This window comes from Streptomyces durocortorensis (genome assembly GCF_016901035.1).
Classification (GTDB): domain Bacteria; phylum Actinomycetota; class Actinomycetes; order Streptomycetales; family Streptomycetaceae; genus Streptomyces; species Streptomyces durocortorensis.
In genome coordinates this window covers 26,525-41,676 of sequence record NZ_JAFEUF010000008.1, presented here as the reverse complement: position 1 = coordinate 41,676, position 15,152 = coordinate 26,525, and the positions used below count along the sequence as shown (strand labels likewise).

The 15,152-nt window shown below is 72.7% G+C and carries 11 protein-coding genes and 1 pseudogene; 6 read left to right on the top strand and 6 right to left on the bottom strand.

Annotation, left to right across the window (positions count from 1 at the left end):
* Window positions 1-41: 41 nt before the first annotated feature.
* Window positions 42-1,580, bottom strand: a complete 1,539-nt coding sequence (locus tag JS521_RS03240) for an alpha/beta hydrolase (RefSeq protein WP_205081177.1) — start codon at window positions 1,578-1,580, stop codon at window positions 42-44.
* Window positions 1,581-1,672: 92 nt separating this feature from the next.
* Here JS521_RS03240 and JS521_RS03235 point away from each other — a divergent pair, with 92 nt between their 5' ends.
* On the top strand, window positions 1,673-2,710 hold the full coding sequence (locus JS521_RS03235; protein WP_205081176.1) for a MerR family transcriptional regulator: 1,038 nt from the start codon (window positions 1,673-1,675) through the stop codon (window positions 2,708-2,710).
* Between the two features lie 99 nt (window positions 2,711-2,809).
* Here the strand turns inward: JS521_RS03235 and JS521_RS03230 are convergent, their stop codons facing one another.
* The gene (locus JS521_RS03230; protein WP_307847755.1) at window positions 2,810-3,472 is read right to left on the bottom strand and encodes a TetR/AcrR family transcriptional regulator; all 663 of its coding nucleotides are present in this window, start codon (window positions 3,470-3,472) and stop codon (window positions 2,810-2,812) included.
* Between the two features lie 239 nt (window positions 3,473-3,711).
* Here JS521_RS03230 and JS521_RS03225 point away from each other — a divergent pair, with 239 nt between their 5' ends.
* Both JS521_RS03225 and JS521_RS03220 read left to right on the top strand, forming a co-directional pair.
* On the top strand, window positions 3,712-5,607 hold the full coding sequence (locus tag JS521_RS03225; protein WP_205081175.1) for an RICIN domain-containing protein: 1,896 nt from the start codon (window positions 3,712-3,714) through the stop codon (window positions 5,605-5,607).
* Window positions 5,608-5,817: 210 nt separating this feature from the next.
* On the top strand, window positions 5,818-6,030 hold the full coding sequence (locus JS521_RS03220; protein ID WP_205081174.1) for a hypothetical protein: 213 nt from the start codon (window positions 5,818-5,820) through the stop codon (window positions 6,028-6,030).
* Between the two features lie 7 nt (window positions 6,031-6,037).
* Here JS521_RS03220 and JS521_RS03215 read toward each other — a convergent pair whose 3' ends face one another.
* Window positions 6,038-6,484, bottom strand: coding sequence for an SRPBCC family protein (locus JS521_RS03215; RefSeq protein WP_205081173.1), 447 nt, complete (start codon window positions 6,482-6,484; stop codon window positions 6,038-6,040).
* A 230-nt stretch (window positions 6,485-6,714) separates the two neighbouring features.
* On the opposite strand from JS521_RS03215, the gene JS521_RS03210 reads away from it, so the two are divergent.
* Entirely contained in the window at window positions 6,715-8,928 is a 2,214-nt protein-coding gene (locus JS521_RS03210; RefSeq protein WP_205081204.1) for a HelD family protein, read from the top strand.
* An 89-nt stretch (window positions 8,929-9,017) separates the two neighbouring features.
* Window positions 9,018-10,133 carry an AI-2E family transporter gene (locus JS521_RS03205; protein WP_205081172.1) on the top strand — a complete coding sequence of 372 codons (1,116 nt, stop codon included), beginning with the start codon at window positions 9,018-9,020 and terminating at the stop codon, window positions 10,131-10,133.
* A 32-nt stretch (window positions 10,134-10,165) separates the two neighbouring features.
* Here the strand turns inward: JS521_RS03205 and JS521_RS03200 are convergent, their stop codons facing one another.
* A complete protein-coding gene (locus tag JS521_RS03200; protein ID WP_205081171.1) occupies window positions 10,166-10,792 on the bottom strand; it encodes a TetR/AcrR family transcriptional regulator in 627 nt (208 codons plus the stop codon).
* Between the two features lie 60 nt (window positions 10,793-10,852).
* On the opposite strand from JS521_RS03200, the gene JS521_RS03195 reads away from it, so the two are divergent.
* Window positions 10,853-12,466, top strand: coding sequence for an FAD-binding oxidoreductase (locus JS521_RS03195; RefSeq protein ID WP_205081170.1), 1,614 nt, complete (start codon window positions 10,853-10,855; stop codon window positions 12,464-12,466).
* Between the two features lie 48 nt (window positions 12,467-12,514).
* Here JS521_RS03195 and JS521_RS03190 read toward each other — a convergent pair.
* Window positions 12,515-13,831, bottom strand: a pseudogene (locus tag JS521_RS03190) (FUSC family protein); the annotation flags it as partial.
* A gap of 264 nt (window positions 13,832-14,095) precedes the next feature.
* Complete coding sequence (locus tag JS521_RS03185; protein ID WP_205081169.1) at window positions 14,096-15,136, bottom strand: NAD(P)-dependent alcohol dehydrogenase; 1,041 nt, start codon at window positions 15,134-15,136, stop codon at window positions 14,096-14,098.
* Window positions 15,137-15,152 lie beyond the last annotated feature (16 nt).

Here is a 15,152-nt window from a genome sequence, read left to right as displayed (position 1 = left end):
GGCCTCCCCTGGGCTGCGCGGGGGCCCCGGGACGGCCACCCCTACAATACCCAACAAACCACGGGGGCCAGCACCGCGCCGACCGCGCGGTGCACGGCCTCACGCGTCCCATCGGTCACGTCGAGCGTCTCGAAACCGTGCCGCCCTTCCGGTACGTCGATGATCTCCAGGTCTGCCCCGCAGCGAGCGCCCTCGGTCACGAACGCCTCGACGGTCGCTGCGATCTCGGCACTCTCGCGGCCCGCCCGGACCAGCACGAGAGGAAGACGGCCGGCGCGGGCGACCGCCCGGACCGGGTGGAAGCGGGAACCGTCCATTCCCCAGCCCGGCAGCGGAGCGAGGATCGGGTAGTTGGCGGCCACGCAGCGCAGCCACGCCGGGGGGTTCGCCAGCCAGTCGGCCGTGATCGGGCCCCCGCCCGAGAAGAACCACAGGGCCACCCGGTCCGCGTCCACCCGCGGATCGGCGCGCACCCGCTCGACCGCTTCGGCCACGTCTGCGGCGGCCTGCTCGTAGTCGGTCACGGCGCGCAGGCGGTGGTCGAGCGTCACGCCCACCACTCCCTGCCCGGCGACCTGGCGGGCGTATCCCGTCAGGGTCGGCCAGTCCCGGGGCGTGGGCCGCGCCTCGGCCGGCACCGGGCCACCGTGCACGAACACCACGGCCGGGTGCGGACCCGGGCCGTCCGGCAGGTACAGATCGGTGTTCCCGGTCCGCTCCCGGGGCCGTTCGGGCACGTCGAGCAGGAACGGCCGCAGATGGGCGGGCGTATGGGCGTCGCCGACCGGGGTCAGCCGGTGCCCCGCGCCGGACGCGGCCCCGATCAGGGTCTCGGACAGCTCGCCGGGGCAGGACAGCATCGGCCAGTGCCCGGTGGGCAGTTCGAAGAAGGCCACCCCGGCGTCGGCAAGGGCCCGGAGGGCGGGGTCGCCGACGTCCACCATGATCTGGAGCATCTCGACGCCCGGCCCGTTGCCGGTGCACAGCACCCCCGTCACGGGCACCGCGCCCACGGCTCCGGTGAGCCGCAGCGGCTGGAGCAGCGTGCCCAGCGGCTGCGGTGCCGCGAGGGCGGTGAGGCCGTCGAGCGCCGCCCCGGAGAGGCCGGCGGTGCTCCCCCAGCGGTCCCATGCGTCCCTGGCCGGGGGCGGCAGTTCACCGCCCGTCCCCCGGTCCCCGCTTCCGGCGGCGCGCCCCGCCACCTCTTCGCGCAGGCGCTGGTCGGGTACGGCGGCCAGGGCCGGAACGCCGTCCCGCGGCATCCCGGCGTCCAGATGGACGATCCGGGCGACCGAGTCAGCCCGGCGGTCGGCCGCGCCGAGCACCGGGTGGATGCCGTAGTCGTGGCCGACGAGCACGATATCTCCGCCGGACTCCGCCGCCACCGAGTCGATCACCGCGAGCACGTCCGCGATGTGGGTCTCCAGATCGACGGGATCATCCGCGCCGGTGGGGCGCTTGCCGAGTCCGGTGAGCGCCACGCAGTGCACCTCGGCGCCTTGCGCCGTCAGCCGTGCGGCGGTGTCCCGCCACACGTGCGGTCCGGTGAACACTCCGGCCACCAGGATGAATACGGTCATGGTCCCTCCTCGTCACGCTGTCTCCGCGCACCGGCCAGGTCTCCCGGCAGCGCTCGCCGGTACCGTAGGAACTCCCCCTGGTGGAGGTTCAAGTGTTCTCGTCGCACGACGGTCTGTGCACCATCGGTGAACTGGCCGAGCACCTGGGCGTCAGCGTCAAGACCGTCCGCTTCTACTCGGAGCGCGGGCTGCTCCCGGAGGCGTCCCGCAGCGCCGGCGGGCACCGCAGGTACGGTCCGGACGCCGTGGAGCGGCTGGGCATGATCCGTTCGCTGCGGAGCCTGGACCTGTCGGTTCCCGAAGTACGCCGCATCCTCGACGAGCAGGCCGGGCAGGGCGAAGGGGACGGTACCGGCGAGGGTGGCGCGCTGGAGGACGCCGTGGCCGGGCGGCTACGCGCCCTGGGGTCCGAACTCGCCGCGCTGCGCTGGCGGGAGGCGGCGCTCCGACTCGTGCAGGAGTGCCCGCCGGCCGAACGGCCCGGCCGGCTACGGCTCGTCGGGGCGGTCGCCGTCCCGCCGAGCACCGCCTCCCTGGCCCGGTTCTGGCGTGCGTGGCTGCCGCCCCGGATGCCCGCCCGGTCCGTCACGGCGTTTCTGGAGGCGGCGGTTCCGCACCCGCCCGACGACCCGCGGCCGGCGCAGGTCCTCGCCTTCGCCCGGCTGCACGCCTTCGTGACTCGCCCGTGCGACGGCGGGAGCGGCGGCAGGCCCTGCCAGCCCCGGGCGCACGGTGTCTCGGGGGCCCACGCGTCGGCCGTGCTGTACGCGGGCCTGGCCGAGGCGTACGACCTGACGGGCGGGGAGTTGCGCCGGGGTGCGGAACCCGCTCCCGGTGAGGCGCTGGACGGGTTCGTGGACGCGTACGCGAGCACGTACGACACCCGGGACACGCCCGCCTTCCGCCGTGTGCTGGCCGGCCGGCTCGCGGGCGATCCCCGTATCGACCGGTACTGGGACCTGACGGCCGAGGTGATCAGCGCCCCCGGCGGCCGTCCCGAGCCGACCCCGGGGTCCGCGCACGACTGGCTCCTCGCGGCCCTGGACACGCAGGTGGAGGTGGCGGCCGGCCACGGCGGTGCGCGGCGCGGGCCCGTCGGTGAGGCGTCGGCTTCCGTCGCCCCTGCGTAGCCTGCCTGCTCCGCCCTCCGGGCGAACCGCGGGATCGTGACGGGCGGTTCGCCCTGGCCCGGCGGGGAGAGGGCAGTTGACCTTCGCCCGGCAGGGCGGTCAACCGGCCGCGTGCGGGCCGAACCGTTCGGGGGCGAGGCTCACCAACAGCGAGGTGACCACAAGGTCGGTCGAGGCGGCCATGTCCACGGAGTCCGGCGACAGGAGCCACTGGACCTGCAGTCCGTCCATCACCGCGATGATGGCGTTGGCCGCGTTGTCGGCCAGGTCCGCCCGGTCGGCGGGCAGTTCGCAGGCCTCGCGCAGGGCGTCGGCGACGAAGGCGCGCAGCCCGTCGTAGCGGTCGCGGAAGTAGTCCTGGGCGGGGTGGTCGTCGGTGACGGACTCCGCCGAGAGCACCGCGTACAGCCGGACGATGCCCTCGCGCTCCGCGTTGCGCAGCGCGGTGTTCACCAGGTGGCGCAGGAAGTCCAGGCCCTGGGGGCGGTCGGGGCCGAGGTGCTCGATGTCCCGCTGGTCGCGCAGTTCGAGCACGCTGGTGAGGAGGAGGGCCTTGGAGCGGAAGTAGTGCAGCACCCCTGCCTGGGTGAGGCCGACCCGGTCCGCGATCTCGGCGAGCGAGGCGTTGTTGTAGCCGCGGGCGGCGAAGGTGTCCATGGCGATGGCCAGGATGTCCTGCTGTCGCTGCCGGGCTTCCGGGCTGCGCGGCGTGCGGGGCTTGGCCGGGGTGCGTGCCCCTCTGCCCACTGACTGGTTGCTCACCGGTTCAGCTTAAGCCTGCCGGAGGTCGGTGAAGATCCTTGGGACGGCGGGGAAGGACGCGTGCGGACAGCGGGGAAGGACACGTGGGCAGACTACTTACTAACCACTTAGTGAGTGTGCTTTCATGCCGTTGTCCCGCCCTCTTGTGACCGGCACGCCCGGAGCGAGGCGTCCGCCGCGCCCTCCGTCCGCCGGGGTGCCGCCTGTCAGCAGGTACGAACCCAAGGAGAGCCGCAACCATGCCAAGCTCCACTCCCCCGCGTTTCAGAGCGCGCGCGGCCGGCGCCGCGCTGGTCATGACCGTCGCCGCGCTCGGCGTCAACGGCGCCGCCGCAACCGCCCGGGCCGCCGACCCGGTCGCCCAGGTGTGGGTGACCACGCCCGACGGCTCCAAGAAGCTCACCCCGGACGGAAGCCTCCCCTTCGACGCGGCCCCCCAGCCGGTCGACATCCGCATCGACGCCGCCGCCAAGGGCCAGAAGTTCACCGGGGCGGGCGCCTCGGTGACGGGCGCCTCCGCCCATCTCATCCAGGGCCTTCCCCAGGCCCAGCGCACCTCGCTGCTGAGGTCGCTCTTCTCCGCCGAGGGCGACGGCATCGGGCTCAACTACCTGCGCCAGCCCCTGGGCAGCACCGACTTCGACGCGAACACAGACGCGTACACGTACGAGGACACCCGGGGCGCCTTCTCCATCGACCGGGACCGGAGCCAGATCATCCCGGTCCTGAAGCAGGCCACCGCCGTCAACCCCGCCATCCGCTTCATGGGCTCGCCCTGGTCGCCCCCGGCATGGATGAAGACCAACAACTCGCTCAACGGCGGCAGTCTGCGCACCGAGCACTACCAGACCTACGCCGACTACCTGGTCAAGGCGATCAGGGCGTACGGGCAGGAGGGCATCGCCCTCACCGATCTCACCGCGCAGAACGAGCCGGAGTTCGCGACCAGTTACCCGTCGATGAGCATGACCTCCACCCAGCAGGCGGACTTCCTGCGGGTCCTGGACCAGACGCTCACCGCCGCGAACCTGCCGACCAACATCCTGGCCTACGACCACAATTGGGACCACCCGAACTATCCGCTCGACGTCTTCGCCCGGACGGGCGGCATCCAGCGGATCATCGGCGCCGCGTTCCACTGCTACGGCGGGGCGCCCGCGGCGCAGAAGCAGATCGCCGACGCCGGAAAGCGGGTCTTCTTCACGGAGTGCTCCGGCACCGACAGCGCGAACCCGGCGACGACGTTCGGCGACACGCTGAGGTGGCACACCGAGAACCTCGTCGTGCAGAACATGCGTAACGGCGGCGAGACGGTGATCAACTGGAACCTCGCCCTCGACCGGAACGGCGGCCCCCACCAGGGGCACTGCACGAACCGCTGCAACGGCATCGTCGAGATCGACGGCGGCCAGATCACCCGCAACGCCGAGTTCTACGTCCTCGGCCATGTCTCCAAGTTCGTCAAGGCGGGGGCGACGCGGATCGGTTCCACCAGCCAAGGCGCCGGAGGGGTGCAGAACGTCGCCTTCCAGAACAGCGACGGCAGCCGGGCGGCCGTGGTCGTCAACACCGCTGCCGGATCGCAGCGGTTCTCACTGACCGACAACGGCAGGTCGCTCGCGTACACCCTGCCCGCCGGCGCCGTCGCGACCTTCACCTGGGACGGGAGCGGCGGAACGACTGACCCGCCCGCGGGCTCCATCGACCCCGCCGCGTGGTACCAGGTGCGCAACGGCAACAGCGGGGCCTGCCTCGACGCCGCCGACTGGGGCACGGCGGACGGCACCGCGCTCCAGCAGTGGTCCTGCGGGACCGGGGCCAACCAGGGCTGGCAGTTCAGGCCCACCGACTCCGGCCACTACCAGGTGGTCAACCGGCACAACGCGAAGGCCTGGGACGTCGACGGCGGCTCCGGCGCGACCGCCGACGGCACCAGGGTGCACCTGTGGTCGTACGTGGGCGGCGTCAACCAGCAGTGGCGGGCGGAGGCCCGGCCCGGCGGGCAGTACCGCTTCGTCGCCCGGCACAGCGGCAAGTGCCTCGGCGTCGACAACTCCTCGACGGCCAACGGGGCCAGGCTCTCGCAGCAGACCTGCTCCGGCTCCCCGGCCCAGGCGTTCACTCTGACCCGCTGACGCCGGCGGGCCGGTGCCGCGGCGGTTCTCCGGAAGGGGGAGCCGCCGCGGCGCGCGCTCCCGGCTTCCCGGCGTGAAGCGTGGGAGCGCGCGCCGGTGGGTCGCCGAGTGCTCCGACACCGGCGGGATCTGACGCGCCACGCCCTGTCCCCGCCCGGCGCGCCCCCATATGCTTCGCCTTCCGCCTGTTCGCCCGCTTCAGGAGGTCCCGTGCCGGTCCGCGCCATGTACTGCTACACGTGTGATTCCGATGAACAGCACCGCTCCCTCACCGCCGGCGAGAAGACCTGGCTCCGGAGCCGGACGGGCCGGCGGAGCGTGGAGGAGTTCTTCATGTGCGAGGCGCCGAGCTGCCGCAATGTGCGCAGCGGCTTCAACAAGCACCCGTTCGACCCGGTGATCCGCGTTCCCCTGCCGGACTGACGCCGGCTCAGGGCGCTTCGACCGCTTCCTTGATGCGCTGCCCGAACGCCGGTGCGTCCTTGCGTGCCGCGCTTCCCGCGAAGCCGACCAGCAGTTTGCCGACGCCGTGGCCCTCCAGGACGTTGAAGAGCCTCACATGCGTGCCGCCGTCCGGCGTGCGTTCGAGGTCGTAGCCGCCTTCGGCCGCGGTGATGAGGTTCTTCGACTGCTCCTGCCAGCGGATACGGGTCGGGGCGACCAACTCGCTGATCTCGAAGTCGCGCCGGGACGTCATGCCCGCGTCCTTGACGGTGCTGTGGAAGACGGTGCCCACGCGGGTCGGACCGTTCGGTGATTTCTCGATGCGCTGCACCCGTGGACTGAACTCCGGGTCGTGCTCGCCGTCCGCGAGGTAGGCGAAGACCTCCTCGATGGGCCGGTCGATGTCGACCGTCGCTTCGAACTGTGTGCTCATGGCCCTATCCCGTCCTGGCACCGAAACAGTTGTCCGCCATCAGTGTCGGACGAGACGCCCCGCTGCGCACGCCGAAATACCCGAAATCCCCGGGCCGTCATTGCGGTCCGGGGATTATCACACGTATATTGGATTCTTCTGCGGTCATGCAGAAAGGCCCCGCTCGGGGGCCTTATGAGTACGAATATATCTGGCGGGGAGCCGTTTTGTCAAACCGGGAAAGCGACGAATTGCGGGAAGAGCAGGAATTCATCGATCGGCTCCATGCCCGGGTCGACGCACTGCGCGGGGTGGCGGCCGAGGGTGTCGAGCACGCGTTGACGCCGGTCGGGACGGGCCAGCAGGCGCGGCTGGAGCGCGACATCCTCGTCGCGGAGCGCTCGGGGCTGCTCGCGGCGCTGAACGCGGTGGACGGGTCTCTGTGTTTCGGCCGCATCGACCGCTCGGACGGGCTCGCGCACCATATCGGCCGGATCGGCATCCGTGAGGACGACACCGACCACACGCCTGTTCTGATCGACTGGCGTGCGCCGGTGGCGCGTCCTTTCTATCTCGCCACGGGGCACACGCCGATGGGCCTGCGCCGGCGTCGCCACATCACCACCGAGGGCCGCACGGTCACCGAGCTCCATGACGAGATCCTCGATCTCGGGGACGACGACCGCACCGGTTTCGAGGACCCGAACGGCGACGCCGTGCTGCTCGCGGCGCTGAATTCCGCGCGCACCGGACGCATGGGCGACATCGTGCGGACCATCCAGGCCGAGCAGGACGGCATCATCCGGGCCCCGCACCGCGGTGTCCTCGTCGTCGAGGGCGGCCCCGGCACCGGAAAGACGGCCGTCGCGCTGCACCGGGCCGCGTTCCTGCTGTACGAGCACCGCGAGCTGCTGGCCAAGCGCGCCGTGCTCATCGTCGGCCCCAATCCGGCGTTCCTGCGGTACATCGCGGAGGTGCTGCCCGCGCTCGGCGAGACCGGGGTGCTGCTCGCCACGCAGGCCGAGCTGTTCCCCGGGGTGCACGCCACCGGTACGGACACCCCGCGCGCCGCCGCCGTCAAGGGCGGCGAGGCGATGGCCGAGGCCCTCGCCCTGGCCGTACGCGACCGGCAGCGGCTGCCGGAGCCCGGGGCGGCGATGGTGATCCCGCACGAGGACGGCGGGGATCTGATCCTGGACTGGGAGATCGCCTACGAGGCCCGGGAGGCGGCCCGGGAGACCCGGCTGCCGCACAATCTCGCCCGCCCGCACTTCGTCTTCCGGGTCATCGACGCCCTCACCGCGCAGCTCGTCGAGCGCATCGGCGCGGACCCCTACGGCGGGCCCAACTTCCTCGGTCCCGACGATGTGGCCCAGCTCGGCCGGGACGTCGCGCTGAGCAAGGAGGTGCACGCCGCCGTGGACGAGCTGTGGCCGCCGCTCACCCCCGAGGGCTTCCTCGCCGACTATCTGGCCGACCCGGTGTACGTACCGGAGGAGGACGCCGACGGGATCCGGCGCCCGGCCGCTGCGAGGGCGTGGACCCCCGCCGACGTACCGCTGCTCGACGAGGCCGCCGAGCTGCTCGGCGTCGACGACAGCGCGGAGCGGGCGGCCGCAGAGGCCGCACGGCAGGAGCGGGTCGGCTACGCGCAGGGCGTGCTGGAGCTGTCGCGCGGTTCGGAGAGTTACGAGTTCGAGGACGAGGAGTCCGAGGTGCTCGCCGCGCACGACATCATCGACGCCGAGCGGATGGCGGAGCGGCACGAGGAGGCCGACCACCGTACGGCGGCCGAGCGGGCCGCCGTCGACCGTACGTGGGCGTTCGGGCACATCATCGTCGACGAGGCGCAGGAGCTGTCGCCGATGGCGTGGCGGCTGCTGATGCGGCGGTGGCCGACCCGCTCGATGACCCTGGTCGGCGACCCGGCCCAGACCTCCGAGGAGGCGGGCGTCGGGTCCTGGGAGAAGATCCTCTCCCCGTACGTGGGCGACCGCTTCGAGCACGTGACGCTGGAGGTCAACTACCGTACGCCCGCCGAGATCATGGAGCTGGCCGCCGGGGTGCTGCGGGAGAAGGACCCCGCGTTCACCGCGCCCGTTTCGGTGCGGTCGACCGGTGAGAAGCCGTGGACACGGGACACCGGACAGGACCTGGCGGGCGCGGTGGCCGAGGCCGTCGCGGAGCTGACGCCCCGGGAGGGACGTCTCGCGGTGATCGCGCCGCGTGCGCTGCACGAGGAGATCGCCGCGCCGCTGGACGGGGTGACGGCGGGTGAGGCCCCCGACCTCACGCGCACGGTGGTGCTGCTGGATCCGCGCCAGGCCAAAGGGCTCGAGTTCGACCATGTGCTGGTGGTGGAGCCCGCCCGGTTCGGGAGGAGCGATCTGTACGTGGCGCTCACCCGGGCCACGCAGCGCCTGGGCATCGTCCACCGGGAGGAGTTGCCGACGGCGTTGCGCTGACGGGTCGGGCGGCCCGCCTCCGTGGCGATCGGACCGGGCGGGCCGCGAGTGTGGCCGGAACAGGGTTGCCGAACCCATAGGGTGACGCCATGTCTTCGCCATTGAGTTCGACAAAGACCGCGGCCGCTCTCCGCACGTCGGCACGGATCTCCGCAGAGCTGCTGCTGGTCCTCGTGGCGGCGGCGGTCGCGCTGTGGGTGCTGGGCCGGATGTGGTCGGTCGTCTGGCCGCTGATAGTCGGTCTGTTCCTCACCACGCTGACCTGGCCGCTCGCCCGCTTCCTGCGCCGGCACGGCTGGTGGCCGGCGCTGGCCGCCTCGGTGGTGACGGTGTTCGCCCTGCTCGTGGGGGCGGGCATCGTGGCCCTGATCGCGGTGCCGGTCGCGGACCAGTCCGGGGAGCTGGCCGACCGGGTGGTCGCGGGCATCGACAAGCTCCGCGAGTGGGCGGCCGGTCCGCCGCTGAACATCGGCGACGATCAGATCACCGGTGCCCTCGACTCCGCGACCGACCGGCTCCAGGACAGTGTCGGCAGTGTGGTCACCACCGCCGTCACCGGGGTGAGCACCGTGGTCAACGGGGTGGTCACGGCGGTTCTGGCGCTCTTCCTGATGTTCTTCTTCCTCAAGGACGGCCCGCGCTTCCTCCCGTGGCTCACCCGTCAGCTTCCCGGCCGGCTCGCCACCGACATCCCCGAGGTGGCCGCCCGCAGTTGGGCCACCCTGGGAGCGTTCGTCCGGTCCCAGGCGTTCGTGGGTCTGCTGGACGCGGTCTTCATCGGCCTCGGCCTGTGGATCCTGGGGGTGCCACTGGTCCTGCCACTGGCGGTGCTGACGTTCGTCTGCGCGTTCGTGCCGATCGTGGGGGCGCTGTTCGCCGGATTCGTGGCGGTGGTCATCGCCCTGGTCTCCAACGGTCTGATGGACGCCCTGCTCGTACTGGCGATCATCGTCGTGGTGCAGCAGCTGGAGGGCAATGTGTTCCAGCCCATGATCCAGAGCCGGGGGCTGGGTCTGCACGCGGCGGTCGTGCTGCTCGCGGTGACGCTGGGCGGCAGCCTGGCCGGTGTGGTGGGAAGCCTGCTCGCCGTTCCGTTGGCGGCGGTGCTCGCGGTGATCTGGAACTACCTCCGCGAGCAGCTCGTGGAGGACCCGCGGGAGCCGGAGCCCGCGGATCTGCCCGAGGGTCCTCCCGCCCCTTCCTAGGGGAAACCCTCCGGCAGCCTGACGGGGCGGGGTCAGTGCGGGGCGCGGATCGCGGCCAGGAGCCGGGCGCAGCGCGCCGCCATCTCCGTCGCGGACTGCTCCGGGTGGGAGATCCACCAGCCGACGAGCGCGCCGACGGCCCCGGTCCACACGTGCTTCAGCGCATCGGCGTCCAACAGGTCCTCGTTGCCCTGTGCGCGCAGGACCTCCGCGGTGCCGGACGCGGCGAGGCGGTCGATGGCCGCGCGGTGGGCGTGTGCGGCGGAGTGCAGGTCGGAGCCGGGCTGCAGGGTCCGGTCGTACAGCACGAACCAGGCTTCCCGCTGCCCCTCCAGTACGCCGAAGACGGCCGCCAGGACGCGCGGGGGAACACCTGAGGAGGCGATGTGCTCCAGACAGGCGAGGTAGAGCCCGTCCTTGGAGCCGAAGTAGGTGTACAGCATCGGCTTGGTCACCCCCACGCTCCGGGCGATCGAGGCCATCGACGCCGAGGCGTGTCCGTGCCGCCCGAACTCCTCCACGGCGGCTGCCAGGATCTGCGCCTCGCGCCGCGCACGGGGAACCCCCTTCGTCCCGGCGCCCGGAGGAGCGCCGGTGCGGGTCCGGCGCGGGCCGGACGGGGGCGGAGTGGCGGGTGACGAGCCTCTTGCCGTGTTCATGGTTGGACTATACGTTGCAGTAAATTACCCCGAGGTAAATTACTGGAAGGTCATACGCTCATGGCGGACCGCACCTCCTCCTCGCCCAGGGCCGATGCCGCTCCCACCCGCTCCTGGTGGGGCTGGGGCGACCCCGCCCAGGCGCTGCCGGACGCCGAGTGCGCCGCGCTCGCGGCGCTGGTTCCCGGGGCCGCCGACACCGCGCTGCCCGTTCCCCCGATCGCCTCCCTGGAGCTGCCGCCCGTCCGTGTCAGCGCGCCGCGCACGCTCGCCCACCTCGTCTCCGGCGACCCGGCCGACCGCGCGGGCCACACCTACGGCAAGGCCTACCGCGACGTCGTCCGCGCGCTGAACGGCGACCTGGCGGCCGCTCCGGATCTCGTCGCCTTCCCCCGGGAGGAGCGGGACGTGGTGGACCTCCTCGACTGGGCGGCCGGGGCGGACGTCGCCGTGATCCCGTACGGGGCGGGCAGTTCGGTCGTCGGCGGGGTCGAGTACCGCGCCGGGGCCCACGCGGGCGTCCTCTCGATGGACCTCTCGGGGATGGACCGGGTGCTGGAGACCGACCGGGTCAGCCGGGCGGCACGGATCCAGGCGGGAACCCTCGGGCCGGGCCTGGAGGCACAGTTGAGGCCGCACGGGCTGACGTTGCGGCACTTTCCGCAGAGCTTCGAGTTCTCGACCCTCGGCGGCTGGCTCGCCACCCGGGCGGGCGGGCACTACGCCACCCTTCACACGCACATCGACGACCTGACCGCCTCCCTGCGCGTGGTGACGCCCGCCGGGGTGAGCGAGTCGCTCCGCCTGCCGGGATCGGGAGCCGGACCGTCCCCGGACCGGCTCTTCCTCGGTTCGGAGGGCACCCTCGGGATCATCACGGAAGCGTGGATGCGGCTCCAGGACCGCCCCGTCCACAAGGCGTCGGCCTCGGTGCTGTTCGACCGCTTCCCCGCCGCGGTGGACGCCGTCCGCGCCATCGCGCAGTCCGGCCTCCACCCGGCCAACTGCCGTCTGCTCGATCCCGGCGAGGCGGCGCTGTCGGGGGTGGCGGCCGAGGGCACGAGCGTCCTCGTCCTGGGGGTGGAGTCGGCCCACCACCCGGTGGAGAGCCGCCTCGCCGAACTCGTCGCCCTGGCCCGCGACCACGGGGGCTCTCCCGCCGACGGCTCCCCCGCTTCGGGCGGCTCGGCCGCGGGCGCCTGGCGTTCGGCGTTCCTGCGGATGCCGTATGTGCGGGACGGGCTGGCCCGGATGAGCGTGATCAGCGAGACGTTCGAGACGGCCTGCACCTGGGACCGGTTCCCGCAGTTGTACGAGGCGGTGCGGCGGGACGTGGGGGCCGCCGTCCGCGAAGTGACCGGTGCAAAGGCTCTGATCAACTGCCGTTTCACGCACGTCTACCCGGACGGTCCCGCCCCCTACTTCACGGTGATCGCCCCGGGCCGGCGCGGGTCGGAGGTCGCCATGTGGGACGAGATCAAGGCGGCGGCGATCCGGACGCTGGGCGAGCAGCGGGCGACTGTCACCCATCACCACGCGGTGGGACGCGATCACCGGCCCGGGTACGACCGGCAGCGCCCGGACCTGTTCGCGGACGTGCTGCGCGCCGCCAAGCGGACCCTCGACCCGGCCGGGATCCTCAACCCGGGCGTGCTGTTCGACACCGCGCGCTGACAGCGGTGGCCGCGTCGGGCGTCTGCCCGGACGGGTGTCCGGCGGACATCATCCGCTCTGCGGGTCCGTGCCGGGCGTCGGCGCGAGCGAGGACTCGATGCGGGCGAGCTGGTGGGCGAGGCTCGTCATCCACACCTCCAGGTCCACGGACAGGGGCGTCGGCGGATCGCGGTCCGGGGCGCTCCCGGGTGCGGTCCGCGGCGCGGGCCCCGGCCGCTCGGCGGTGAGCAGCCGGGCGACCCGGTCGGTCTGCGCCACCAGGCCCGACGCGGTCCCCCGGGCCCAGGCCGCCGACGCGTCCGTCGCACCGGACGCCGGGCGGAGACCGAAGCGCGGCAGCCACTGCGCGCCGAGCAGAACGTGGTTGGCCGCGATGAGCACGGCGTGCCAGTCGGCGCGGTCGCTCTCCCCGTCGGCCGGTGTCTCGGCGCGGAACTGTGCGTACGCCGCCTCGGCGAGGCGCAGCCGGTGGACGCCCGGCAGGGTCTCGGGTGCGGCGCGCGAGCCGCCCGAGGGGGCGAGCAGCGCCTCCGCCGTCACGGTCACCAGCGGGGCGCACGTTCTCAGCAGCCCCGCCATGGCCCGGTGGACCTCCCGCCGCGCCCCGGCGGGCCAGGCGAGCAGGCCGCACAGCAGCCCGATGACGCTGCCGGTGACGACGTCGATCATCCGCGCCTCCGACAGCCGCCAGGTGACTGGCGCGATCTGGGCGAACGCGGTGGCGACGACGATCGTGAACAGCGCCTGCGCGTACGCGAGGCCGAGCAGCGGGCCCAGGGCGAAGGCCGCCAGCATGACGGGGCCGAGGAGCGCCGCGTACACGTCGGTGTGCCGGCCGAGCCCGATCACGAGCGCCCCGGCCACCAGCGCGCCCACCGCGTTGCCCGCCACCGCCCGGCGGACCGCCTGCCAGGTCGCGCCCGCGGTCGTACGTCCGAGGGTCAGGACGGCGAGGAGCACCCAGAACCCGTGGGCGAGGTCGAGGGATCCGGCCAGCGCGCGGGCGGCGGCGAGTCCGAGCGCGGTCCGTACGGCGTTCTGGAAGAGCACGGACCGGAAAGTGACGTTGCCGAGGACGCGCCGGGCCCACAGCCTGGGCGTGGACAGCTCGGCGTACCAGAACACCGCGCGCGGGGCGGCCGGTTCGGTGGGAAGCCCGTGCACGGCGATGTCGGCGGTGATCTCCACCATGCGCGCCGATTCGGCGAGTGCCAGCACGCGTGACTGCCGCCGCAGCACGTCGACGGGTGGCCGCTCACCCGGCGGTCCGGAGGCGGACCGGACGCGGTCGGCCTGGAAGCCCCGCATCGCTTCCTCCAGCGCACCGGCGGGCGGAGGCCGGCTGCCGGTGCGCAGGAGCCGGGCGGAACGCGCTTCGGGGCCTCGTGCGCGGGAAGCCGCTGGGTGCTCATCCGGCACGCTCCTCTCCCGGGGCCGCCCCCTCCGGCGCGGTCCGCCGGACCGCCTTTCGCCATTGTCGGCCGGAGCGGGCCGCCCGCGCGCGACGAGGGAGAGCTCAGCAGTGGCCGGGCCCGTACCGGTTAGGCGGGCTGACCCGCCGGGCCCGGTGTACGACGGCGTCCGCCCCGAGCACATGAGGTGCTCGGGGCGGAGAGATCGCGGGAAGCCTCAGATGGTCGCGGTGTCGATCACGAAGCGGTAGCGCACGTCGCTCGCGAGCACCCGCTCGTACGCCTCGTTGACCTGGTTCGCGCCGATCACCTCGATCTCGGCGCCGAGCCCGTGCACGGCACAGAAGTCCAGCATCTCCTGGGTCTCCTTGATCCCGCCGATCGCCGAACCGGCGATCGACCGGTTGCCCATGATCAGGGAGAAGAGGTTCAGCGAGATGGGCTCCTCGGGGGCGCCCACGTTGACCAGGGTGCCCTCGGTGCGCAGCAGGCCGAGGTAGGCGCCGAAGTCCAGCGGGGCCGAGACGGTGGAGAGGATGACGTCGAAGGTGCCGGCCAGCTCCTCGAAGGTCCGGGGGTCGCTGGTCGCGTAGTAGTGGTCGGCGCCCAGCTTGAGCCCGTCGTCCTTCTTCCGCAGCGACTGGGAGAGGACCGTGACCTCGGCGCCCAGCGCGTGCGCGATCTTGACGGCCATGTGGCCGAGACCGCCGAGTCCGACGACGGCGACCTTCTTGCCGGGGCCCGCGCCCCAGCGCTTGAGCGGGGAGTACGTGGTGATGCCCGCGCACAGGAGCGGCGCGGCCTCGTCGAGGGCGATGCCCTCGGGGATGGAGAGGGCGAACCTCTCGGTCACGACGAGGTGCGTGGAGTAGCCACCGTAGGTGGGCTCGCCGCTGCGGTCCAGCGCGTTGTACGTCTGGGTGTTCCCCTCGGCGCAGTGCTGCTCGCGGCCCATCAGGCAGGCGTCGCACGTGCCGCAGGAGTCGACCATGCAGCCGACGCCGACGCGGTCGCCGACCTTGAACCGGGTGACGCCGGGGCCGGTCTCGGCGACGATCCCGGCGATCTCGTGGCCGGGCACCATCGGGAAGATGCCCTCGCCCCAGCCGTCGCGGGCCTGGTGAATGTCGGAGTGGCAGATACCGGCGAACTTGATGTCGATCAGGATGTCGAACTCGCCGACCGGGCGGCGCTCGATCGTGGTGCGCTCCAGCGGGGCCTTGGCACGGGGAGCGGCGTAGGCGGCAACGGTGGTCATGCCGGAGGTTCTCCTC